Origin of the sequence: Achromobacter sp. Marseille-Q4962 (assembly GCF_943737005.1) — a bacterium.
Classification (GTDB): domain Bacteria; phylum Pseudomonadota; class Gammaproteobacteria; order Burkholderiales; family Burkholderiaceae_B; genus Achromobacter.
Map to the genome: position 1 here is coordinate 80,814 of NZ_CALSFU010000006.1, position 21,173 is coordinate 101,986.

Genomic DNA, 21,173 nt, shown 5'->3' on the forward strand with positions numbered 1-21,173 from the left:
GCACGAGGGTGCGCCGGGCGCAGCGCCTCAGGCCGGCGCGAGGGCCGGCCGGACGGCGCCCGCTGCGGCCGGGCGCGGCGCCGGGGCCCCGGCCTGCAGCTTGAATCCGCGCACCAGCGCCGCCAGATGCGCGGCCTGTTCCTGCAGGGTCTGGGCCGCGGCGGCGGCCTCTTCCACCAGGGCCGCGTTCTGCTGTGTGGCGTTGTCCATCAGGCTCACGGCATTGCCCACTTCGGAGATGCCGGTGCGTTGCTCCTGGCTGGCGAGGTCGATCTCGCGCACGATGCCGGCAACCCGCTGCACGCTGCCCACGACCTGGTCCATGGTCGAGCCGGCCTGGCGCACCAGGGCATTGCCGCTGCGGATCTGTTCCACCGACGATTCGATGAGCGCCTTGATTTCGCGCGCGGCGGTGGCGCTGCGCTGGGCCAGCGTGCGCACTTCTCCGGCCACCACCGCGAAGCCGCGTCCCTGCTCGCCCGCGCGCGCGGCTTCGACGGCCGCGTTGAGCGCGAGGATATTGGTCTGGAAGGCGATGCCGTCGATGACGCCGATGATGTCGAAGATCTTGCGCGCCGAGGCGTCGATGTCTTCCATGGTGTGCACCACTCGCTGCATGACGCTGCCGCCTTCGCCCGCCACCCGCGAGGCGTCGGAAGCCAGCTGGGCCGCCTGGCTGGCGTTGTCGGCGCTGTGCTGCACCGTGGAGGTGATTTCCTCCATGGCGGCGGCGGTCTGTTCCAGCGAACTGGCCTGCTGCGCGGTGCGGTCGGAGAGATCGTGGTTGCCGCTGGCGATTTCCAGGCTGGCCTGGCGCACGGATTCGGAGGCGTGGCGGATCTCGAGCAGGATGGTGGCGATCTTGTCGGCGAAGCGGTTGAAGGCCCGGCCGATCTGGGCCAGTTCGTCCTGGCCCGCCTCGGGCAGGCGGCGGGTCAGGTCGCCGTCGCCGCTGGCGATGTCTTCCAGCGCGTGCTGCACCTGCGGCAGTCCGCGCAGCTGCCGGCGCACGGCCGCGGCGAGCAGCGCGATGGCGGCAAGCAGCGCGGCCACGGTAATGGACGCCGCGATCAGCATCATCTCGGTAATGGGCGCGACGGCCTCGGCGCGGTCGATGGCGATGACCAGCGTCCACGGCGTGCCCGCCACCGGGCGGGCGTAGAGAAACCGGGCGGCGCCGCCGATCTCGTGCTCAAGCGAGCCCTCGGTCTGCGCCAGCCCGCGCAGCATGTCGAGGCTGAGGCCGGGGTCGATCTCCGTAACGGGCTTGAGCGCCAGCTTGGCGTCGGGATGCGCGAGAATCTGTCCCTTTTCGTCGAGCAGGAAGGCGAAGCTCTTGGGCGTGGCCTGGATGCCGGCCACCATCTTGGCCATGCTGTCCAGGAACATGTCCGTGCCGAACGCGGCCACGACGCGGCCGTTGCGGCGCGCCGCCTCGACGAAGCTCACGCAGAGCCTGCCGGTGGAGGCGTCGGTGTAGATGGGCGTGATGGCCGGGCCGCTGGCCTGCACCGCCTGCCGGTACCAGGGGCGCGCGGTGCCGTCGTAGCCTTCGGGCATGGCATGGTTGAACACGATGCGCTTGTCGGCGTAGACGATGTAGGCGTCGTCGAAGCCGCCGGCCTGCTTGGCGGCCGCGGCCATGAGATGGGCCTGTTCATCGGGCTGGTCGACGGCCAGGTTCAGCGAGGAGGTGATGCGCTGCTTGTCGCGCACCCAGGCGGCCAGTTCGCTGGCGTGGTTCTGGGCGATCTGGCCGATGCCGTGGTCGAGCTGGGCATAGGTGTTGCGGCGCGCGACCCACAGCGTGGCGAGCGACAGGGACAGCATGGAAAGAATGGTGATCGCCACGCAGATGACGACGAGGCGGTTGCGGATGGATTTGAGCATGGGCGCTCCCTTCGGGGTCGTGACAGGCGCGCCAGACGGCGCGACCGCCAGCGTAGTGGGCCGGCGCGGCTTGCAGCGGGCCGATCAGCGCGGCTGGCGGCCCCGATTTCGCCCGTTTGGCGGCCGCAAGGGAGCAAGAAAAACGGGGCCGGTTCGGATCAGAGCCTGACGCGTTCCCGCAGCGCCCGTTTGATGAAAGCGATGTCGATGTCCTGCCCCGGATGGCGCAGGCAGAAGTCATAAAGCACCGTCACGTAGGCGTTGCCCAGCAGCTTGGTGATGGCGGCCGCCGTGGTGGCGGCGATGGTGCCGCCCACCGCGCTGCCCGCGCCGGGAATCAGCTTGAGCAGGCCCGACACCACCGAGCGGCCCGCCAGCGTGGCGGCCGAACTGCCCAGGGTGGAGGTCACCAGCGTGGTGAGGGCGGCGGTGCTGATCTCCATGCCGAAGGTGATGCCGATCTTGGCGATCATGCCGACCTGGATGGGCACCAGCGCGAAAGCGTCCGAAAAAGGAATGGGCGCGGCGGCGGCCGAGGCGGCCAGGCCCGCGGCGACGTTCACTTCGATCTCAGCCCGCTTTTTTTTTACTTCCAGGGCCTGCTTGTTGCGGGTGGAGAGCGCATTGGCGTAGGCGCGCTGCTGGGCTTCCGGGATGTACTGCGCCGTGACTTCGATGAGCCGGTCCAGGCCCATGGGTGGAAGCTCGGCCTGCAGCTCGTCTATCCATTCGGGCAGCGCGCGCACCGCCACCACGTCCTTGGCGCGCGGCAGCAGGGCGCGCGCGGTGTCGGCGAAGGGCGTATTGCGGCGCGCCTTGGTGAGAATGGCGATGACCGGGATGCCGGCATCGGCCAGCATGCCGCACAGCTCGATCTCGGCGTCTTCGACGCGGTGTACGCTGTCCTGGATGCAGAGCCAGGCCACGTGCAGGTGGCGGTCCTGGTCGGCGCTGGCGGCCCGCTCGCGGATGAGCGCCGCCAGTTCGGCGCGGGAGCGCCCGTAGTCGCCGACCTCCAGGCCGCGCGTGTCGATGATGGTCAGCGGATGGCCGGGCCGGGTGTATTCCTGCGTGGTCTGGGTGACCGGCTTGCCGGCGCCGGTGCGGGCAAGTTCGCCGCGGAACACCGCGTTGATGAGCGTGCTCTTGCCCACGCCGGTCTTGCCCGCCACCAGGATGTTCACGCGGCCGGCGCCTTGCGTGGCGGTGCGGATGGCATCGGCCACGGCGTCCTGCAGCGGGCCGGTAGTGTTGGGGGCGGCGGTCATGAGGGCGGCGAAGATTAGGAATGTTCCGATTCTAGCCGTGTTCACACGGCGTCCGGCGGGGTCGCGGCTGCGCGCAGGTCTTCCAGGAACGCCGCGGTGATGTCGTCCAGCAGGGCGCGGCGGCGCGCCACGAGGCTGATCTCCACGTCGTAGCGGAAGCGCCCGGGATCCAGCGCGTGCAGCAGCCCCGATTCGACATAGGGCGCCGCGTAGTGTTCCGGCAGATAGCCCAGGTGCGCGCCGGAAAGAATCAGGATGGCGGCGGCTTCCATGTTGTCCGCCTCCGACGTGACGCGCAGCGGCCGCGCCGCGTGCGGCGCCTCGGGCAGGGGATAGGTGCGCCAGGTCCAGTCGGCGGCCGCGGCCTCCTCGGCGGTGACCCGCCCGGCCCGCGCCGCCAGCGGGTGCGCGGCGCCGCAATAGGCGACCTGCCGCTCCGTGAACAGCGGCGTGTAGTCGAGGGTGGGCACGCGGTGCAGGAAATAGCCCAGCGCCACCTGGATGTCGTTCCTGAGCAGCATTTCTTCCAGCTCGCGCGGACCGCGCAGCACCACGGACAGGCGCACCGCTTCGTCGCGCCGCCGGAAGCGCTGGATGGCGCGCGCGATGCGCGCGTTCTGCGCCAGGGTGGCGTTGCCGATGAGGCCGAGCTTCAGCCTGCCCACCAGCTGGCGGTGCATGTTGCGGGCCTCGGCCCCGAAATCGTCCAGGGCGGCCAGGGTGCGCCGCGCCAGGGCCGCGAAGCGCTGGCCGCGCGCGTTGAGCCGGAAGCCGCCGCGTCCGCGTTCGCACAGGCGGTAGCCGAGCCGGGTTTCCAGCGTGGCGAGCTGGCTGCTGATGGTGGACTGCCCCACGCCCAGCAGCTCTTGCGCAGCCGAGATGCCGCCGGCGTCGACGATGGCCAGGAAAACGCGGATCAGGCGCAGGTCCAGGTCGGAAACGGTGGAGAGCATAGGGTTATCACTCAATAAACATTGGTCTGAATCAATGTTTGTCGCATGGATTCGATATGGAACGCGGACACCGCGCTTTCTATTATTCACCGGCCCGCGCCGTTCGATTCCGGTCGGCGCGGGCGATTCGTAATCGTCCACATCCGGGCCCCCGGGACGGCGCTGCGCCAGATTCACTTTCATGCGCTTCACCGTATCGGCCACGGAAGGTGGCGCGGACCTCGCCGCCGGCGCGGCCCGCATCGACCAGAAGGGGAAGAGACATGATTCTGGATACCGGCGTGGTCGCGGCGTACTTCGCGGCAATGCTGCTGCTCGGGTGGTACGGCATGCGGCGCGCCCGCACGCAGGAAGACTTTCTGGTGGCGGGGCGCAACCTGGGGCCGGCCTTCTACATGGGCACCATGGCGGCCACGGTGCTGGGCGGCGCGAGCACCGTGGGCACGGTCAGGCTGGGCTATGTGTACGGCATCTCGGGTTTCTGGCTGTGCGCGGCGCTGGGCGCGGGCATCATCGTGCTCAACCTGCTGCTGGCCAAGCCGCTGATGCGGCTGCGCATCTACACGGTGACGCAGGTGCTGGAGCAGCGCTACAACGCGAACGCCAAGCGGGTGAGCGCCCTGGTCATGATGGCGTATGCGCTGATGCTGGCGGCCACCTCCGTCATCGCCATCGGCACCGTCATGCAGGTGATGTTCGACCTGCCGTTCTGGCTGGCGGTGCTGGCCGGCGGCGGCGTGGTGGTGGTGTATTCGGCCGTGGGCGGCATGTGGTCGCTGACGCTGACGGACATCGTGCAGTTTCTCATCAAGACCGTGGGCCTCATGTTCGTGCTGCTGCCCATCTGCCTGCACCGCGCGGGCGGCTGGGACGCGCTGGTGGCGCGCCTGCCCGCTTCCAGCTTCGAGCTGACCCATATCGGTATGGGCACGATCGTCACCTACTTCATGGTGTATTTCCTGGGCATCCTGATCGGCCAGGAGATATGGCAGCGCGTGTTCACCGCCCGCAGCGCGCGCGTGGCGCAGGCGGCCGGCACGGCGGCGGGGGTGTACTGCATCGTTTACGGACTGGTGGGCGCGGCCATCGGCATGTCGGCCCGCGTGCTGCTGCCCGAGCTCGACAACCCCAACAATGCGTTCGCCGCCATGGTGCGCGCGGGCCTGCCTGAGGGCCTGCGCGGCCTGGTCATGGCCGCCGCGCTGGCGGCCATGATGTCCACCGCCAGCGCGGCCATGCTGGCCGTGGCCACGGTGCTGGCCGAAGACCTGCTGCCGGCGCTGCGGGGCGGGCGGCGCTTCGAGAGCCTGCGCGCGCACCGGGGCTTCACGCTGCTGGCCGGCTGCGCCACGCTGGGCATCGCGCTGGCGGTGGACGACGTGCTGAGCGCGCTGACCTGCGCCTACAACCTGCTGGTCGGCGGCATGCTGGTGCCGCTGCTGGGAGCCATCTACTGGCGCCGCGCCACCACGGCGGCGGCCATCTGGGCCATGGTGCTGGGTTGCGCGGCCGCCTTGTTCTTCATGGCGCGCGACGGCCTGGACGCCAATACGCCCATCTACGCCAGCCTGGCGGTCAGTCTGGCGAGCTTCGCGCTCATCAGCCTGCTGGGGCGGGAGCAGCCGGCCGGCGCGTCCGCCGCCGGCCAGGCGCTGGCATCCGGGCCGCGCGCCGGCCCATTCCAATGAAGGAGCTGTCATGGCATTCACCCCCGAGAAACTGGCCAAGCTGCGCGCGCGGTTCGGCGGCGAGAACGAAGCCGTCATCCACGATCCGCATTTCCGTGCGGTGGCGGCCGACGTCATCGGTCCGGACGGTACGCGCAGCGCGCCCTACGCCGGCCTGCCCACGCTGCTCGGCGCGCCGGCGCGCGCGGTGTCCTGGGACGCGCCCGACTTCGCGGACCTGCAGGTGGCGCTGCTTGGCGTACCCATGGACCTGGGCGCGAGCAATCGCAGCGGCTGTCGCTTCGGCCCGCGCGCGCTGCGCGCCATCGAGCGCATCGGCCCCTACAACCACGCGCTGCGATGCGCGCCCACGCGCGAGTTGCGGGTGGCCGACATCGGCGACGTGCCCATGCGCAGCCGCTACAGCCTGGAGCAGTCGCACGAAGACATAGAAGCCGCCTATGCGCGCCTGGCGCGCGCCGGCGTGATGCCGCTGTCCGTGGGAGGCGACCACTCCATCACCCGGCCCATTCTGCGCGCGCTCGGCCGGGACCGGCCCCTGGCGCTGGTGCATTTCGATGCGCATTGCGATACGGGCGGGCCGTTCGACGGCACGCGCTTTCACCATGGCGGCCCGTTCCGGCAGGCCGTGCTGGATGGCGTGCTGGACCCGACCCGCACCATCCAGATCGGCATCCGCGGCGCGGCGGAGTACCTGTGGGAGTTTTCATACGCCTCGGGCATGACGGTGGTGCATGCGGAAGACATTCCACGCCTGGGCGTGGACGCCGTCGTGGCGAAGGCGCGCGAGGTGGTGGGCGATGCGCCGGTGTACGTGAGTTTCGACATCGACTGCCTGGACCCGGCGTACGCGCCGGGCACCGGCACGCCGGAGGTGGGCGGCGTCACGGCCCGGGAGGCCCTGGCCATGCTGCGCGGCCTGGCGGGCATGGACATCGTGGGCGGCGACGTGGTGGAGGTCGCGCCCGCCTACGACGCCACGGCCAACACCGCGCACGCGGGGGCGCAGATCCTGTTCGAGATACTGAGCCTGATGTGCGTGCGGCTTCGCGGGGCCGCGCGCGCCTGAGGACGCGGCCGGCGGCTCAGCGCCGCAGCGCCAGCAGCAGCACGCCGGCCGCCACCAGCGCGATGCCGGCCCAGTCCTTCGGCGCGGGGCGCTCGCCCAGGAAGGCCACGGCAAAGAGCGCGACGAGCACCACGCTGAGCTTGTCGATGGGCGCTACCTTGGATGCCTCGCCCAGCTGCAGCGCGCGGAAATAGCAGACCCAGGACGCACCCGTGGCCAGCGCCGACAGCCCGAGAAAGGTCCAGGTGCGTCCGGAGAGGGCGAGGGGGTTGCTCCACTTGCCGGTGGCGGCGATGAAGGCCGCCAGCACGAACAGAATGATGAAGGTGCGGATCAGGGTGGCGAGGTCGGCATCGACGCCCTCGATGCCGATCTTGGCGAAGATGGCGGTCAGGGCGGCGAAGACCGCCGACAGCGCGGCCCAGAGCACCCAGCTGGCGGAGCTTTCCATGAGGCGGTTCCCGGCGGATGGCGTCAGTAGTGGATGACCGTGCGGATGGACTTGCCCTCGTGCATCAGGTCGAAGGCCTCGTTGATGCGCTCCAGCGGCAGCGTGTGCGTGACGAAGGGGTCGAGGTCGATCTTGCCGTTCATGGCGTCTTCCACCATGCCGGGAAGCTGGGTGCGGCCCTTGACGCCGCCGAAGGCCGAGCCGCGCCAGACGCGGCCCGTCACGAGCTGGAAGGGCCGCGTGCTGATCTCCTGGCCCGCGCCCGCCACGCCGATGATGATGCTCTCGCCCCAGCCCTTGTGGCAGCACTCCAGCGCCGCGCGCATCACGTGCACGTTGCCGATGCACTCGAAGGAGAAGTCCACGCCGCCGTCCGTCATGTCGACGATGACGTCCTGGATGGGGCGGTCGTGGTCCTTGGGGTTGACGCAGTCGGTCGCGCCCATGGCCTTGGCCAGGATGAACTTGTTGGGGTTGGTGTCGATGGCGATGATGCGGCCGGCCTTGGCCTGCACCGCGCCCTGCACCACGGCCAGGCCGATGCCGCCCAGGCCGAACACGGCGACGGTGTCGCCTTCCTTGACCTTGGCCGTGTTGTGCACGGCGCCGATGCCGGTGGTGACGCCGCAGCCCAGCAGACAGACTTTCTCGTGCGGGGCGGCGGGGTTGATCTTGGCCAGCGAGATTTCGTTGACCACGGTGTATTCGCTGAAGGTGGAGCAGCCCATGTAGTGGTAGAGCGGCTTGCCTTCGTAGCTGAAGCGCGAGGTGCCGTCGGGCATGACGCCCTTGCCCTGGGTGGCGCGCACCTTCTGGCACAGGTTGGTCTTGCCGGACAGGCAGAACTTGCACTCGCGGCATTCGGCCGTGTAGAGCGGGATGACGTGGTCGCCGGGCTGCAGCGAGGTGACGCCTTCGCCGATCTCGACCACCACGCCGGCGCCTTCGTGGCCCAGCACGGCGGGAAAGAGGCCTTCGGGGTCGTCGCCGCTCAGCGTGAACGCGTCGGTGTGGCAGACGCCGGTATGCGTGATGCGCACCAGCACTTCGCCGCGGCGGGGCGGGGCGACGTCGATGTCAACGATTTCCAGGGGCTTTCCGGGCCCGAATGCGACGGCGGCGCGGGATTTCATAGCAAGGCTCCACGAGGGTTTACTTGAGATAGGAACGGACAAGGCGCATCAGCAGCGCGATCTCGGCCTCCGGGTCGATACCGGGATTGTGAGGCTCGCCGCGGGACGACTGCAAGAAGGTTTCCCGCAAGTGGCTTTCCATGACTTCGGCCATGAGGCCCGTGGCGGCGCCGCGCAGGGCGGCGAGCTGCTGCAGCAGCGCCCCGCAGTCGGTGCCGGCGATGACCGCGCGCTCCAGCGCCTGGGCCTGGCCCTGGATGCGGCGCAGCCGGGCGCAGACCTTTTTCTTCTCGGCGTCGGAATGCGGCAAGGCGATCTCCCTGTATACAGGGGGGGAGTATACGGAAGGCGCGCGCCCGGGTCCAGGCGGAGCGGCGGTTGTCTGTACATATCTCTATAATTCAAGCCCTCCGCGTCCGATAGGTAGAGGATTCCCGTGCCGCCTTCCCGATTGTCCGTGCCGGACAGCGCCGCGCCCGCGCCGCTGTACGCCAAGGTCAAGCAGATGATCGCCCATCAGGTGCGCACCGGCGCCTGGCCGGCGCATTACCGCGTGCCCTCGGAAAGCGAGCTGGTGGAGGAATTCGGCTTCAGCCGGATGACGATCAACCGGGCGCTGCGCGAACTCACGGCCGAGGGCCTGCTGGTGCGGATGCAGGGCGTGGGAACCTTCGTGGCGCCGCCCAAGGCGCGCTCGGCGCTGTTCGAGGTGCACAACATCGCCGACGAGATCGCCGCGCGCAATCACCGCCATCACAGCCGCGTGATCAAGCTCGCCGAAGAGCCGGCCGGGGCCGAGCAGGCCCTGGCGCTGGACCTGCGGCCGGGCCAGCCCGTGTTCCACTCGATCATCGTGCACTACGAAGACGACGTGCCCATCCAGCTCGAAGACCGCTACGTCAACGCCGAGGTCGCGCCCGGCTATCTCGAGCAGGACTTCACCCGCGGCACGCCCTACGAGTACCTGAGCCGCGTCGCGCCCCTCACGCAGGGCGAGCACGTGGTGGAGGCCATTCTCGCGCGGCCGCGCGAATGCCAGCTCCTGCAGATCGAACGCGAAGAGCCCTGCCTGCTCATCCGCCGGCGCACCTGGTCGGGCGAACGCGCCGTCACGCTGGCGCGGCTCATCCATCCCGGCTCGCGCCACCGCCTTGAAGGGAAGTTCACGACATGAGCGCGGTATCGGCGCGATTGCTGCGCGCACAGGACCACATCCGCATGCCCTGGCGCAACGGCGGCGGCGTTACCCGGGAAGTGGCGCGCGAGCCCGCGCCGGGCCTGGACTTCGGCTGGCGCCTGTCCATCGCCGAGGTGGCGCGGGACGGGGGCTTTTCGTCGTTCGCGGGGTGCCAGCGCATCATCGCGGTGCTGGAGGGCCAGGGCATGCAGCTCACCGTGGACGGGCAGGCGCAGCCCGTGCTCGGCCCGGGCGCGCCCTATGCGTTTTCCGGCGACGCCCGCGTCGAATGCAGGCTGCCCGGCGGTCCCATCCGCGATTTCAATCTCATCTACCGGCCCGAGCGGTATAGCGTGCGGCTGCAATGGCTCGCCGGGCGGGCTTTCGGCGCGTTCCACAGCGCCGCTTCCACCGTGCTGCTGTTCAATGCCGGCGCCGGCCCGCTGAGGCTGCTGCGCGACGGCGTGGCGCACGTGGCGCCGGGCCGCCACGACTGCCTGCGCCTGGACGGCCCGGCGGCGCTCGCGGCCTATGAAATCGAGGCGCCGTCGGGGCTGGACGCCTGCCTCGTCGAGATCGCGCCCCGCTGAACGCGGCGGGCCCGCGCCTGCTTTTTCTCCGATCGGGTGAGGGAAATCCCTAGCAAAAAAACACGCGCCGCGTACTTGTATATACAACCATAGGCATCCTATGATTTGGCCACAGGCTGCGTTTTGCGCGGCGCGCATCGAACCCGATTCCGGAGATCCCCCATGCACAAACCGAATCTCTACCGAGACACCGTCATCCGTGCGCCGCGCGGCAGCACGCTGTCCGCCAAGAGCTGGCTTACCGAAGCGCCGCTGCGCATGCTCATGAACAATCTCGACCCCGACGTGGCGGAAAACCCCAAGGAACTGGTGGTCTACGGCGGCATCGGCCGCGCCGCCCGCGACTGGGATTGCTACGACCAGATCGTGGCCACGCTCAGGGAGCTCGAAGACGACGAAACCCTGCTGGTGCAGTCGGGCAAGCCCGTGGGGGTTTTCAAGACCCACGCCGACGCGCCCCGCGTGCTGATCGCCAATTCCAATCTGGTGCCCAAGTGGGCGACCTGGGAACACTTCAACGAGCTGGACGCCCGCGGCCTGGCGATGTACGGCCAGATGACGGCCGGCAGCTGGATCTACATCGGCAGCCAGGGCATCGTGCAGGGCACCTACGAAACCTTCGTGGAAGCCGGCCGCCAGCACTATGGCGGCAACCTCTCCGGCCGCTGGGTGCTGACCGCGGGACTGGGCGGCATGGGTGGCGCCCAGCCGCTGGCCGCCACCCTGGCCGGGGCCTGCTCGCTCAACATCGAATGCCAGCAGAGCCGCATCGATTTCCGCCTGCGCACCCGCTACGTGGACGAGCAGGCGACCGACCTGGACGACGCGCTGGCGCGCATCGGGCGCTACACGCGCGAAGGCCGGGCGGTGTCGGTGGCGCTGTGCGCCAACGCGGCGGAGGTGCTGCCCGAACTGGTGCGGCGCGGGGTGCGCCCCGACATGGTCACCGACCAGACCAGCGCGCACGATCCGCTCAACGGCTACCTGCCCGCGGGCTGGAGCTGGGAGCAGTACCGCGCCCGCGCGCAGCAGGAACCGGCGGCGGTAGTGAAGGCCGCCAGGCAGTCCATGGCGCGCCATGTGCGCGCCATGCTGGATTTCCAGAAACAGGGCGTGCCCACCTTCGACTACGGCAACAACATCCGCCAGATGGCCAAGGAAGAGGGCGTGGAGAACGCTTTCGACTTTCCCGGCTTCGTGCCCGCCTACATCCGGCCGCTGTTCTGCCGCGGCATCGGGCCGTTCCGCTGGGCGGCGCTGTCGGGCGACCCCGAAGACATCTACAAGACCGACGCCAAGGTCAAGGAGCTCATCCCCGACGACGCCCACCTGCACCGCTGGCTGGACATGGCGCGTGAACGCATCAGCTTCCAGGGCCTGCCCGCCCGCATCTGCTGGGTGGGGCTGGGGCAGCGCGCCCGCCTGGGGCTGGCGTTCAACGAAATGGTGCGCAGCGGCGAACTGTCGGCGCCCATCGTCATCGGCCGCGACCATCTCGATTCCGGTTCGGTGGCCAGCCCCAACCGCGAAACCGAATCCATGCGCGACGGTTCCGACGCCGTGTCGGACTGGCCCCTGCTCAATGCGCTGCTCAACACCGCAAGCGGCGCGACCTGGGTGTCGCTGCATCACGGCGGCGGCGTGGGCATGGGGTTCTCGCAGCACGCGGGCATGGTCATTGTCTGCGATGGCACCGAAGCGGCCGCCCGCCGCATCGCGCGCGTGCTGACCAACGATCCGGCCACGGGCGTCATGCGCCATGCCGACGCGGGCTACGACATCGCTCTCGAGTGCGCCCGCGAGCAGGGCCTGAACCTGCCCATGATCAACCGCAACCGCTGAGCCGGCCCGCCGGCCATCGAACCGAACAGGCGCGTCCAGGCGCGCGGGAGACACACTATGATTTCGGCAAGCGAAGCCGGCCCGGGCGAACTGGTCGAACGGCGTTCCATCGATTTCATCCCGGAAGCGGAACGCCATGGCAGCCTCTACAGCCAGTTCACGCTCTGGCTGGGGGCCAATCTGCAGATCACGGCCATCGTCACCGGGGCCCTGGCCGTGGTGCTGGGCGGCGACGTGTTCTGGTCGCTCATCGGCCTGCTCATCGGGCAACTGCTGGGCGGCGCCGTCATGGCGCTGCATGCGGCCCAGGGGCCCAGGCTGGGGCTGCCGCAGATGATCTCCAGCCGGGTGCAGTTCGGCGTCTATGGCGCGGCGATACCCATCGCGCTCGTCTGTGTCATGTACCTGGGGTTCACGGCCACCGGCATGGTGCTCTCGGGGCAGGCCATCGGGCAGCTGGTGGGCGTGAGCGACAGCGTGGGCATCCTGGCGTTCGCCGCCGTCATCGTGGTGGCGGCCCAGCTGGGCTACCGTGTCATCCACATGGTGGGGCGGGTGGCCAGCGTGCTCGGCATCGTGGCCTTTGTCTACCTGTTCGCCCGCATCATGACGATCGGCGACGTGGGCGAGCTGCTGCGGATCCGGCGCTTCGAGTGGGCGTCGTTCCTGCTGGCGGTGTCGCTGGCCGCCTCGTGGCAGATCGCCTATGGCCCCTACGTGGCGGACTATTCCCGCTACCTGCCCAGCCGCACCTCGCCGGTGAAGACTTTCCTCGCCGTGGGCCTGGGCTCGGTGCTCGGCGCGCAGGCGGCCATGGTGCTGGGCGTGTTCGCCGCGGCCATGGCGGACGGCCGGTTCGCCGGCCGCGAGGTGGCCTATATCGTCGGGCTGGGCGGCACCGGCGCCACGGCGGCGCTCTTGTATTTCAGCGTGGCCTTTGGCAAGGTGACCATCTCCACGCTGAATTCCTACGGCAGCTTCATGTGCATCGCCACCATCATCAGCGGATTCCGCGGCCAGGCGCAGTATTCCCCCCGGCAGCGCCTGGTGTTCGTGCTGGGCATCGTGGGCGCGGCCATGGCGGTGGCGCTGGTGGGGCAGCACGGCTTCCTGGGCGCATTCAAGTCGTTCATCCTGTTCCTGCTGGCGTTCTTCACGCCCTGGAGCGCGGTGAATCTGGTCGATTATTACTTCATCAGCAAGGAGCGCTGCGACGTGGCCGCGCTCAACGATCCCGACGGGCGTTACGGACGCTGGAACCTCGCCGGCATCCTGGTCTACGCCATCGGGGTGCTGGTGCAGATGCCCTTCATCTCGACCAAGCTCTACACGGGCCCCATGGTGCGCCACCTGGACGGCGTGGACATCTCGTGGCTCATCGGCCTGATCGTGCCCGCCGCGCTGTACTACGTATTCGGCCGGCGCGCGGCCAGGGCCGCCCGCGTGGAGCCTGCCCACGCCAAACCGCTGGACGCATAAGGAGCGAAGCAATGGACTTGCATCTGATTCCCGGCCGCCTGACGCTGGCCGACCTGCGACGGGTCTACCAGGAGCCGGTGCGGATCGTGCTCGACGCCGGCGCCGCCCGCGCCATCGACGACAGCGTGGCCTGCGTGGAACGCATTGTCGCGGAGGACCGCACCGCCTACGGCATCAACACGGGCTTCGGCCTGCTGGCGTCCACCCGCATCGCGCCCGGCGACCTGCAGGCGCTGCAGCGCTCCCTGGTGCTGTCGCACGCGGCCGGCGTGGGCGAGCCGCTGGACGACGCCATGGTGCGCCTCGTCATGGTGCTCAAGATCAACAGCCTCGCGCGCGGCTATTCCGGCATCCGCCGCCGGGTCATCGATCACCTCGTGGCGCTGGTCAATGCCGGCGTCCATCCTCACATTCCGCTGAAGGGCTCGGTAGGCGCCTCCGGCGACCTCGCACCGCTGGCGCACATGTCGCTGCTGCTGCTGGGCGAGAACCGCGCCCGCCACGAGGGCGTCTGGCTGGATGGGCCGGCCGCCCTGGCGCGGGCGGGCCTGGAGCCGCTGGCGCTGGAGGCCAAGGAGGGCCTGGCGCTGCTCAACGGCACGCAGGTGTCCACCGCCTATGCGCTGCGCGGACTGTTCGAGGCCGAAGACCTGCTGGCCGCGGCCCTGGTGTGCGGCAGCCTCAGCGTGGAAGCCCTGCTGGGCTCGCGCGTGCCCTTCGACGCGCGCATCCACGAGGTGCGCGGGCAAGCGGGGCAGATCGACGTGGCCGCGGCCTTCCGCGCCCTGCTGGGCGCGGACAGCGAGGTCGGGCGCTCCCACGCCGACTGCGGCAAGGTGCAGGATCCGTACTCGCTGCGCTGCCAGCCGCAGGTCATGGGGGCCTGCCTGACCCAGATCCGCCACGCCGCCGCGGTGCTGCGCACCGAAGCCAATGCCGTATCCGACAACCCCCTGGTGTACGCCGCGGACGACGACGTGCTCTCCGGCGGAAACTTCCATGCCGAGCCGGTGGCCATGGCGGCCGACAACCTCGCCCTGGCCATCGCCGAGACGGGCGCGCTGTCCGAGCGCCGCATCTCGCTCATGATGGACAAGCACATGTCGCAGCTGCCGCCGTTCCTGGTGGACAACGGCGGCGTGAATTCCGGCTTCATGATCGCGCAGGTCACGGCGGCCGCGCTGGCCAGCGAAAACAAGGCGCTGGCCCACCCGGCCAGCGTGGACAGCCTGCCCACCTCGGCCAACCAGGAAGACCACGTCTCCATGGCGCCCAACGCCGGCAAGCGCCTGTGGGACATGGCCGGCAACGTGCGCGACATTCTGGCCATCGAATGGCTGGGCGCATGCCAGGGCCTGGATTTCCGCGCCGGCCTGAAGACCTCGCCCGCGCTGGAGTAGGCGCGCGCGCTGTTGCGCAGCCGGGTGGCCCATTATGAAAAAGACCGCTTCTTCGCGCCCGACATCGCCGCGGCCAGCGCGCTGATCGCCGGCCGCGAACTCAGCCGGCTCATGCCCGCCGGGCTGCTGCCCAGCGCGGAGGAACACTGACATGCTGCAGCTCTGGCGCAATTGCCACGTGGCCACGCTGGCGCAGGGCCGCTACGGCCTGATCGAGAACGCCGCCATCCTCGCCGAAGGGGAACGCATCGCCTGGATCGGGCCACGCGCCGCCCAGCCGCCGGCGGCCGGCGCGGTGGAGCACGACCTCGGCGGCGCCTGGGTGACGCCGGGCCTGGTGGATTGCCACACGCACCTGGTGTTCGGCGGCAACCGCAGCCGCGAGTTCGAGCAGCGGCTGCAAGGCGTGGACTACGCAACCATCGCGGCGCAGGGCGGCGGAATCCTGAGCACGGTGCGGGCCACCCGCGAGGCCGACGAGAATGCGCTCTATGCCTCGGCGCGCCGGCGCGCGCTGCGCCTGCTGGCCGACGGCGTGACCACGCTGGAGATCAAGTCGGGCTACGGGCTGGACCTGCCCAACGAGCGCAAGATGCTGCGCGTGGCGCGCCGGCTGGGCCGCGAGCTGCCGCTCACGGTGCGCACGACCTGTCTCGCGGCGCACGCCCTGCCGCCGGAGTACGCGGGCCGGCCCGACGCCTACATCGACCTGGTATGCGGCAGCATCCTGCCCGCCCTGGCGAGCGAGGGGCTGGCGGACGCGGTGGACGCCTTCTGCGAACACCTGGCTTTTTCGCCGGCGCAGGTCGAACGGGTGTTCGAATGCGCGTCCCGGCTGGGCCTGCCGGTGAAGCTGCACGCCGAGCAGCTCTCGCCGCTGCATGGCGCGGCGCTGGCCGCGCGCCACGGCGCGCTGTCGGCCGACCATCTCGAATATCTCGAAGAGGACGACGTCCGCGCCATGGCGCGCGCCGGCACGGTGGCGGTGCTGCTGCCCGGCGCGTATTACGCGCTGCGCGAGACTCGCATGCCGCCGGTGGACCTGCTGCGCCGGCACGGCGTGCCCATTGCCTTGTCCACCGATTCGAATCCCGGCACTTCGCCGGTGCTGTCGCTGCGCCTGATGCTGAGCATGGCCTGCACGCTCTTCAGGCTGACGCCGGAAGAGGCGCTGGCCGGCGCCACCCTGAACGGCGCGCGCGCCCTGGGGCTGGGCGGCACGCACGGCAGCCTGGAAGTGGGCAAGTTCGCCGACTTCGTCGCCTGGGACATCGCCCATCCGTCGGAGCTGGCGTACTGGATCGGCGGCGAACCGCCGGCGCGGGTGGTGCGGCATGGGCGGCAGGCGGCGGGCCCTGTGCAGGTCGCCGCTTCCTGAGGCGCGCCCACCGGCGCCGCGCACGGCTGGAACGTGGGGCGGCGCCAGGCGGGGGGCAGCACAGCCTAGGCGCGGCGGGCGCAGGGCTCCTGGCGCTGGCAGGCCGGCGCGGCGCCGAAGCGCAGGCGCATGAAACTGGCGATGCTCGCCAGCGCCGCGCACAGCGCGCCCAGCCACAGCGCCAGCACGGCGCCGTTGGCGGTGGAGAGCTGGAAGCAGGCGGCCACCAGGGCCGCGCCCGAGGCCTGCCCCAGCAGCCGCACCGTGCCGATCATGCCGCTGGCGCCGCCGGCGCGCGAGGCCGGCGCGGAAGTCATGATGGCGCGCAGGTTGGGCGACTGGAAAAAGCCGAAGCCCGCGCCGCACAGCGCCATGCGCCAGCCGATCTCCCATGCCGAGGGCGCCGCGGGCAACAGGGCCAGCGAGATCATGCCCAGGGCCAGCAGCGCCAGCCCGATTCCGCCCAGCATGCCCGCCGGGTAGCGGTCGGACATCCGGCCGGCGATGGGCGCCATGAAGGCCACCACCACGGGCCATGGCGTGATGAGGAACCCCGTGTGCACCTGCGTGTAGCCCAGCACCGCCTGCAGCAGGAACGGCAGCGATACGAAGGCCAGCCCCTGGGCGGCGAAGGCGCACACCGCGGTGGCGGCCGACAGGGCGAAGAGCGGGCGGCGCAGCAGGTCGACCGCGAGGATGGGGGCGGGGTGGCCGGCCTGGCGGCGCATCAGCAGCCACAGCGCGATGGCCGCGCCGCCCCATTCGAGCAGCAGGCGCTGCCAGGGAGCATGGTGCGCGGCCTCGTTGGCGCCCAGCACCAGCAGGCCCAGCGCGGCCGCGCACAGCAACGCGGCCAGCCTGTCGAACCCGTGCGGCGCGCGCGTGGTTTCCGGCAGGCCGCGCAGGCCCAGCGCGCCCGCCAGCAGGCCCAGCGGCACGTTGACGAGAAACAGCCAGTGCCAGCTGCCCAGCATCAGGATGGCCGAGGCCGCGGTCGGGCCGGCGGCGAACGACAGGCCCACCACCATGGCGTTCAGCCCCATGCCGCGCCCCAGTACGGAAGCCGGGAAGATGAAGCGCAGCAGCGCCGCGTTGACGCTCATCACGCCCGCCGCGCCCAGGCCCTGGGCGATGCGCGCCGCCACCAGCGCGGGCAGCGTCGGCGCGAGCCCGCAGGCCAGCGAGGCCAGGGTGAAGAGCGCCAGGCCCGCCATGTACACGCGGCGGTGGCCGAGGATCTCGCCCAGCGCCGCGGCGGGCAGCAGCCCCGCCACCATGGCGAGCTGATAGCCGCTGATGACCCAGATCGACCCCGCGTCGCTGGCGTTCAGGTCGCGCGCGATGGTGGGCAGGGCGGTGTTGGCGATGGCGGTGTCGAGGCTGGCCATGCAGACGGCCAGCATGACGGCCATGAGGGCGCCGGCGCGCTCGGCGGCGGGCAGGCCCTGGCCGGGCGGGTAGACGGTGTGTCGGGCGAAAGAAAACATGGAGGGCGAGGGGCTGGGGGCGCAGCGGCCGCGGATCGGGACGACGGTGGGGAACCGGACATCGGTACCACATTCTAGGACTGTTTTCCCAAGACGTGGTCCGTCATCCCTGAATTGCGGCCCGCCCCGGACGGCGCGCGCGCCCCGCTTTCAGGGCGCGCGCAGCAGTTCGGCCAGTCCGGCCTCGCAGTCGCGCACGGCGGCGCGCGACTGCGAGGCCGGTGCCCGCATCATGAGGCAGATGCGGCGGGCGAGGCGGGGCCGGGTCAGCGGCGCGACGGACAGCCCGTCCAGCCGCTGGCCCTGGGTGTACAGCCGGGAGATCAGCCCGACCCGCAGCCCGGCGCGCACCAGGCTGTAGAGCGTGTCGGTGTAGTTCAGCGTGTCGGCCGCCGCCAGATCCGCGCCCTGCTGGCGCAGGGTGGCGACGATCATTTCGTAGGTGCTGCCGCGCGAGAGCACGGCCAGCGGCTCGTGCCGCAGGTCGCGCCAGGCGAGGGCGGGGCGGCGCGACAGGCGATGCGCTTCCGGCAGCACCGCCACCAGTTCGTCCTCGGCCACGAAGCGGGCGGTCACGCCCCGGGCCAGGCCGAAGTCGAGCCCCAGCCCGATGTCCAGTTCGCCATTGGCCAGCGCGGCCATGAGTTCGTCGTTGAGATGGTCGCTCAGGACCAGCGCGATCTCGGGGTGGCGCAGCCGCCATTGCGCCACGGCGGGCGCCAGCAGGTGCATGGTGGACGGGATGCAGCCGATGCGCACCGTGGCGGCCTGGGCGCCGAGCAGGCGGCGCAGGTCTTCGGTGCCGTGGCCGTAGCTGTTGAGCATCCATTCGATCTGCGCGCGGGCGGCCTGGCCGGCGGGGGTGAGCCGCACCTGATGCGTGGTGCGGTGAAACAGCGCCGCGCCCACCAGGGCTTCCAGTTCGCGGATGGCGGCCGACAGCGCCGGCTGGCTGAGGGCGAGCGCCTCGGCGGCGCGGCTGAAGCTGGCGTGGCGCGCCACCTCTTTGAAGGCGCGCAACTGGCGCAGGGTGGGCTGGCGCAGGGGAGCCGCCGGGGCGGGATCGGTCATAGATTTATCTGATGAATCTATAAAAATATACCATTTCAGTTATGAAGCGCGGCTGCGTACCATGGCGCCGGTCACCGCCGCGGCGCGCCTTGCCGCGCATACGCACCCGACGCTTATCATGCTCAAACGACTGCTTGCTTCCGCCGCCGCCCTGGCGGCCGCGTTCTGTATCGCCGCGCCCGCCGCCGCCCAGTGGCCGCAGGCGCGTCCCCTGACCCTGATTGTGCCGGTGAGTCCCGGCGGCAACGTGGACACGACGGCGCGCCTGATCGCGCAAAAGCTCTCCGAGCGCATCGGGCAGGCGGTCATCGTGGACAACCTCGCCGGGGCCGGCGGCGTGCTGGGCGTGGCGCGGGCGGCGCACGCGCCGGCAGACGGCTATACCCTGGTCATGGGTTTCGACGGCCCCATCAGCGTGGCCGGGCTGGTCAATCCGGCCGTGAAGTACGACGCCGAGAAAGACCTGGCGCCGGTGGCGCTGATAACCACCGCGCCGGTGGTGCTGCTGGCGCGTCCCGGGCTGCCGGCCGGCGACGTGGCCGGCCTGATCGGGCTGGCGCGGTCGCAGCCCGGCTCGCTGACCTACGCGACCTCGGGCGTGGGCACCGTGCTGCATCTGGCGATGGAAGTCATGCAGGACCAGGCGGGCGTGAAGCTGGTCCACGTCCCGTACCGCGGCGGCGCGCAGATCACCAACGACGTGCTGGGCGGACAGGTGGACCTGGGGCTGCTGGTGACCACCAGCGCCACGCCGCTGGTGCGCCAGGGCAAGCTGCGCGCGCTGGGCGTGACCTCGGCTGCGCGCGTGCCTTCGCTGCCGGACGTGCCGGCCTTCGGCGAGACGCCGGAACTCAAGGGCTTCGAGCTCAACACCTGGACCGGCGTCTTCGTGCCGGCGGGCACGCCGCCCGGGGTGGTGCAGACGCTCAACCGCGAGCTGAACGCGGTGTTGCGCATGGAGGACGTGCGGCAGCGGCTGGCCGAGGGCGGGGCGCTGCCAGGAGCCGGCACGCCCGAGGCGTTCCGGGCGTTCCTGGGCAAGGAGCAGGCGGTCTATGCGCGCATCGTCGAGCGCGCCCACATCCGGCAGGAGTGACACGGCCATGAAGCAGGACGAACAAGACCCGGTGCTGCCGGAAATCCGCGCCATCCAGGACGAGATGGTGGCGCTGCGGCATCGCATCCACGCCCACCCGGAGCTGGCCTACGAGGAGCATGCCACCGGCGACCTGGTGGCCGAGCGCCTGGCCGCCTGGGGCTACGAGGTGCACCGCGGCCTGGGCGGCACGGGCGTGGTGGGCACGTTGCGGCGCGGCGCGGGCGGACGCCGGCTGGGCCTGCGTGCCGACATGGACGCCCTGCCGATCCAGGAGACGACCGGGCTGCCCTATGCGAGCCGCCTGGCGGGCAAGATGCACGCTTGCGGCCACGACGGCCACACCGCCACGCTGCTGGCCGCCGCGCGCGCGCTGGCCGGGCGCGCGCGCTTCGAGGGCGCGCTCAACCTGATTTTTCAGCCAGCCGAGGAAGGCCACGGCGGGGCGCAGCGCATGATCGAGGACGGCCTCTTCCAGCGCTTTCCCTGCGATGCGGTCTACAGCTTCCATAACGAGCCGGGCTATCCGGCCGGGCGTTTCGGTTTCCGGGCCGGCGCCATGTACAGTTCCTCGGACACGGTGATCATCACCGTGCGCGGCGTGGGCGGGCATGGCGCGATGCCGCACGCGGCGGTCGACCCGGTGGTGGCGGCGGCCGGCATCGTGCTGGCCCTGCAGACCATCGTGTCGCGCGAGATCGACCCGAACGACATGGCCGTGGTGACCATCGGCGCCATTCATGGCGGCGACGCGCCCAACGTGATTCCGCAATCGGTGGAGCTGCGCCTGACCGTGCGCGCGCGGCGCGCCGAGACCCGCGCCCTGTTGCGCGAGCGCATTACCGCCATCGCCACGGCGCAGGCGGCGGTGCACCGCGCCACCGTGGAAGTGGACTACCGCTGGCGCTATCCGCCGGTGGTCAACGACCGCGAGGCCACCGCCTTTGCCGAAGAGGTGGCGCGCCGCTGGCTGGGCGAGGACTGGCTGATTCCCGACCTGGAGCCGCTGCAGGCCAGCGACGATTTCGCCTTCATGCTGCAGGAAGCGCCGGGCAGCTATTTCATTGTGGGCAACGGCGAGGGCGAGGGAGGCTGCATGGTGCACAACCCGGGCTACGACTTCAACGACGCCATTCTGCCGGTCACGGCCAGCTACTGGGTGCGGCTGGCCGAGGCGTTCCTGGCGCCGGCGGGCTGACGG

The 21,173-nt window shown here is 70.6% G+C and carries 17 protein-coding genes and 1 pseudogene; 10 read left to right on the forward strand and 8 right to left on the reverse strand.

What is annotated here, in order from left to right:
* Positions 1 to 27 precede the first annotated feature (27 nt).
* The 3 genes from NGJ44_RS06760 to NGJ44_RS06770 form a co-directional block, all read right to left on the reverse strand.
* Positions 28 to 1,890: a methyl-accepting chemotaxis protein gene (locus NGJ44_RS06760; RefSeq protein ID WP_251863488.1), complete on the reverse strand. Its 1,863-nt coding sequence runs from the start codon at positions 1,888 to 1,890 to the stop codon at positions 28 to 30.
* Positions 1,891 to 2,048: 158 nt separating this feature from the next.
* Positions 2,049 to 3,158: a GTPase gene (locus tag NGJ44_RS06765; RefSeq protein ID WP_251863489.1), complete on the reverse strand. Its 1,110-nt coding sequence runs from the start codon at positions 3,156 to 3,158 to the stop codon at positions 2,049 to 2,051.
* Between the two features lie 41 nt (positions 3,159 to 3,199).
* Complete coding sequence (locus tag NGJ44_RS06770) at positions 3,200 to 4,111, reverse strand: LysR family transcriptional regulator (RefSeq protein WP_053246637.1); 912 nt, start codon at positions 4,109 to 4,111, stop codon at positions 3,200 to 3,202.
* 263 nt (positions 4,112 to 4,374) lie between these two features.
* Between NGJ44_RS06770 and NGJ44_RS06775 the strand changes: the two genes are divergently transcribed.
* Complete coding sequence (locus NGJ44_RS06775; protein ID WP_251863490.1) at positions 4,375 to 5,799, forward strand: sodium:solute symporter family protein; 1,425 nt, start codon at positions 4,375 to 4,377, stop codon at positions 5,797 to 5,799.
* A 10-nt stretch (positions 5,800 to 5,809) separates the two neighbouring features.
* On the forward strand, positions 5,810 to 6,868 hold the full coding sequence (speB, locus tag NGJ44_RS06780; RefSeq protein WP_251863491.1) for an agmatinase: 1,059 nt from the start codon (positions 5,810 to 5,812) through the stop codon (positions 6,866 to 6,868).
* A 16-nt stretch (positions 6,869 to 6,884) separates the two neighbouring features.
* Here the strand turns inward: speB and NGJ44_RS06785 are convergent, their stop codons facing one another.
* The 3 genes from NGJ44_RS06785 to NGJ44_RS06795 are packed head-to-tail and all read right to left on the reverse strand — an operon-like array spanning position 6,885 to position 8,762.
* On the reverse strand, positions 6,885 to 7,319 hold the full coding sequence (locus NGJ44_RS06785; protein WP_251863492.1) for an EamA family transporter: 435 nt from the start codon (positions 7,317 to 7,319) through the stop codon (positions 6,885 to 6,887).
* 23 nt (positions 7,320 to 7,342) lie between these two features.
* Positions 7,343 to 8,452 (reverse strand): S-(hydroxymethyl)glutathione dehydrogenase/class III alcohol dehydrogenase, encoded by a 1,110-nt coding sequence (locus tag NGJ44_RS06790; protein ID WP_251863493.1) that lies wholly within the window; start codon positions 8,450 to 8,452, stop codon positions 7,343 to 7,345.
* A gap of 19 nt (positions 8,453 to 8,471) precedes the next feature.
* Positions 8,472 to 8,762 carry a metal/formaldehyde-sensitive transcriptional repressor gene (locus tag NGJ44_RS06795; RefSeq protein WP_053246238.1) on the reverse strand — a complete coding sequence of 97 codons (291 nt, stop codon included), beginning with the start codon at positions 8,760 to 8,762 and terminating at the stop codon, positions 8,472 to 8,474.
* 120 nt (positions 8,763 to 8,882) lie between these two features.
* Between NGJ44_RS06795 and hutC the strand changes: the two genes are divergently transcribed.
* The 6 genes and pseudogenes from hutC (at position 8,883) to hutI (ending at position 16,318) form a co-directional block, all read left to right on the forward strand.
* Positions 8,883 to 9,626 carry a histidine utilization transcriptional repressor HutC gene (gene hutC, locus NGJ44_RS06800; RefSeq protein ID WP_369798796.1) on the forward strand — a complete coding sequence of 248 codons (744 nt, stop codon included), beginning with the start codon at positions 8,883 to 8,885 and terminating at the stop codon, positions 9,624 to 9,626.
* A complete protein-coding gene (locus tag NGJ44_RS06805; RefSeq protein ID WP_053246240.1) occupies positions 9,623 to 10,219 on the forward strand; it encodes a HutD/Ves family protein in 597 nt (198 codons plus the stop codon). Before hutC ends, NGJ44_RS06805 begins: the two co-directional genes overlap by 4 nt.
* Positions 10,220 to 10,381: 162 nt before the next feature.
* A complete protein-coding gene (gene hutU, locus NGJ44_RS06810) occupies positions 10,382 to 12,061 on the forward strand; it encodes a urocanate hydratase (protein ID WP_053246241.1) in 1,680 nt (559 codons plus the stop codon).
* A 57-nt stretch (positions 12,062 to 12,118) separates the two neighbouring features.
* Positions 12,119 to 13,540 (forward strand): purine-cytosine permease family protein, encoded by a 1,422-nt coding sequence (locus NGJ44_RS06815; protein WP_251863494.1) that lies wholly within the window; start codon positions 12,119 to 12,121, stop codon positions 13,538 to 13,540.
* A gap of 11 nt (positions 13,541 to 13,551) precedes the next feature.
* Positions 13,552 to 15,090: pseudogene (gene hutH / locus NGJ44_RS06820) on the forward strand (histidine ammonia-lyase).
* A gap of 1 nt (position 15,091) precedes the next feature.
* Positions 15,092 to 16,318, forward strand: a complete 1,227-nt coding sequence (gene hutI / locus NGJ44_RS06825; RefSeq protein WP_251863495.1) for an imidazolonepropionase — start codon at positions 15,092 to 15,094, stop codon at positions 16,316 to 16,318.
* A gap of 65 nt (positions 16,319 to 16,383) precedes the next feature.
* On the opposite strand, the gene NGJ44_RS06830 is transcribed toward hutI, so the two are convergent.
* Positions 16,384 to 17,805 carry an MFS transporter gene (locus NGJ44_RS06830; protein ID WP_251863496.1) on the reverse strand — a complete coding sequence of 474 codons (1,422 nt, stop codon included), beginning with the start codon at positions 17,803 to 17,805 and terminating at the stop codon, positions 16,384 to 16,386.
* A gap of 150 nt (positions 17,806 to 17,955) precedes the next feature.
* Entirely contained in the window at positions 17,956 to 18,876 is a 921-nt protein-coding gene (locus tag NGJ44_RS06835) for a LysR family transcriptional regulator (protein WP_251863497.1), read from the reverse strand.
* A gap of 118 nt (positions 18,877 to 18,994) precedes the next feature.
* Between NGJ44_RS06835 and NGJ44_RS06840 the strand changes: the two genes are divergently transcribed.
* Together NGJ44_RS06840 and NGJ44_RS06845 are read left to right on the forward strand one after the other, a co-directional pair.
* Complete coding sequence (locus NGJ44_RS06840; RefSeq protein ID WP_251863498.1) at positions 18,995 to 19,972, forward strand: Bug family tripartite tricarboxylate transporter substrate binding protein; 978 nt, start codon at positions 18,995 to 18,997, stop codon at positions 19,970 to 19,972.
* 7 nt (positions 19,973 to 19,979) lie between these two features.
* Entirely contained in the window at positions 19,980 to 21,170 is a 1,191-nt protein-coding gene (locus tag NGJ44_RS06845; protein ID WP_053246538.1) for an amidohydrolase, read from the forward strand.
* Positions 21,171 to 21,173 lie beyond the last annotated feature (3 nt).

What these genes read in the sequence shown, in the direction of transcription:
- NGJ44_RS06760 (WP_251863488.1), bottom strand. Translation starts at nt 1,890, where the DNA reads ATGCTCAAATCCATCCGCAACCGCCTCGTCGTCATCTGCGTGGCGATC.
- NGJ44_RS06765 (WP_251863489.1), bottom strand. Translation starts at nt 3,158, where the DNA reads ATGACCGCCGCCCCCAACACTACCGGCCCGCTGCAGGACGCCGTGGCC.
- NGJ44_RS06770 (WP_053246637.1), bottom strand. Translation starts at nt 4,111, where the DNA reads ATGCTCTCCACCGTTTCCGACCTGGACCTGCGCCTGATCCGCGTTTTC.
- NGJ44_RS06775 (WP_251863490.1), top strand. Translation starts at nt 4,375, where the DNA reads ATGATTCTGGATACCGGCGTGGTCGCGGCGTACTTCGCGGCAATGCTG.
- speB (WP_251863491.1), top strand. Translation starts at nt 5,810, where the DNA reads ATGGCATTCACCCCCGAGAAACTGGCCAAGCTGCGCGCGCGGTTCGGC.
- NGJ44_RS06785 (WP_251863492.1), bottom strand. Translation starts at nt 7,319, where the DNA reads ATGGAAAGCTCCGCCAGCTGGGTGCTCTGGGCCGCGCTGTCGGCGGTC.
- NGJ44_RS06790 (WP_251863493.1), bottom strand. Translation starts at nt 8,452, where the DNA reads ATGAAATCCCGCGCCGCCGTCGCATTCGGGCCCGGAAAGCCCCTGGAA.
- NGJ44_RS06805 (WP_053246240.1), top strand. Translation starts at nt 9,623, where the DNA reads ATGAGCGCGGTATCGGCGCGATTGCTGCGCGCACAGGACCACATCCGC.
- hutU (WP_053246241.1), top strand. Translation starts at nt 10,382, where the DNA reads ATGCACAAACCGAATCTCTACCGAGACACCGTCATCCGTGCGCCGCGC.
- NGJ44_RS06815 (WP_251863494.1), top strand. Translation starts at nt 12,119, where the DNA reads ATGATTTCGGCAAGCGAAGCCGGCCCGGGCGAACTGGTCGAACGGCGT.
- hutI (WP_251863495.1), top strand. Translation starts at nt 15,092, where the DNA reads ATGCTGCAGCTCTGGCGCAATTGCCACGTGGCCACGCTGGCGCAGGGC.
- NGJ44_RS06830 (WP_251863496.1), bottom strand. Translation starts at nt 17,805, where the DNA reads ATGTTTTCTTTCGCCCGACACACCGTCTACCCGCCCGGCCAGGGCCTG.
- NGJ44_RS06835 (WP_251863497.1), bottom strand. Translation starts at nt 18,876, where the DNA reads ATGACCGATCCCGCCCCGGCGGCTCCCCTGCGCCAGCCCACCCTGCGC.
- NGJ44_RS06840 (WP_251863498.1), top strand. Translation starts at nt 18,995, where the DNA reads ATGCTCAAACGACTGCTTGCTTCCGCCGCCGCCCTGGCGGCCGCGTTC.
- NGJ44_RS06845 (WP_053246538.1), top strand. Translation starts at nt 19,980, where the DNA reads ATGAAGCAGGACGAACAAGACCCGGTGCTGCCGGAAATCCGCGCCATC.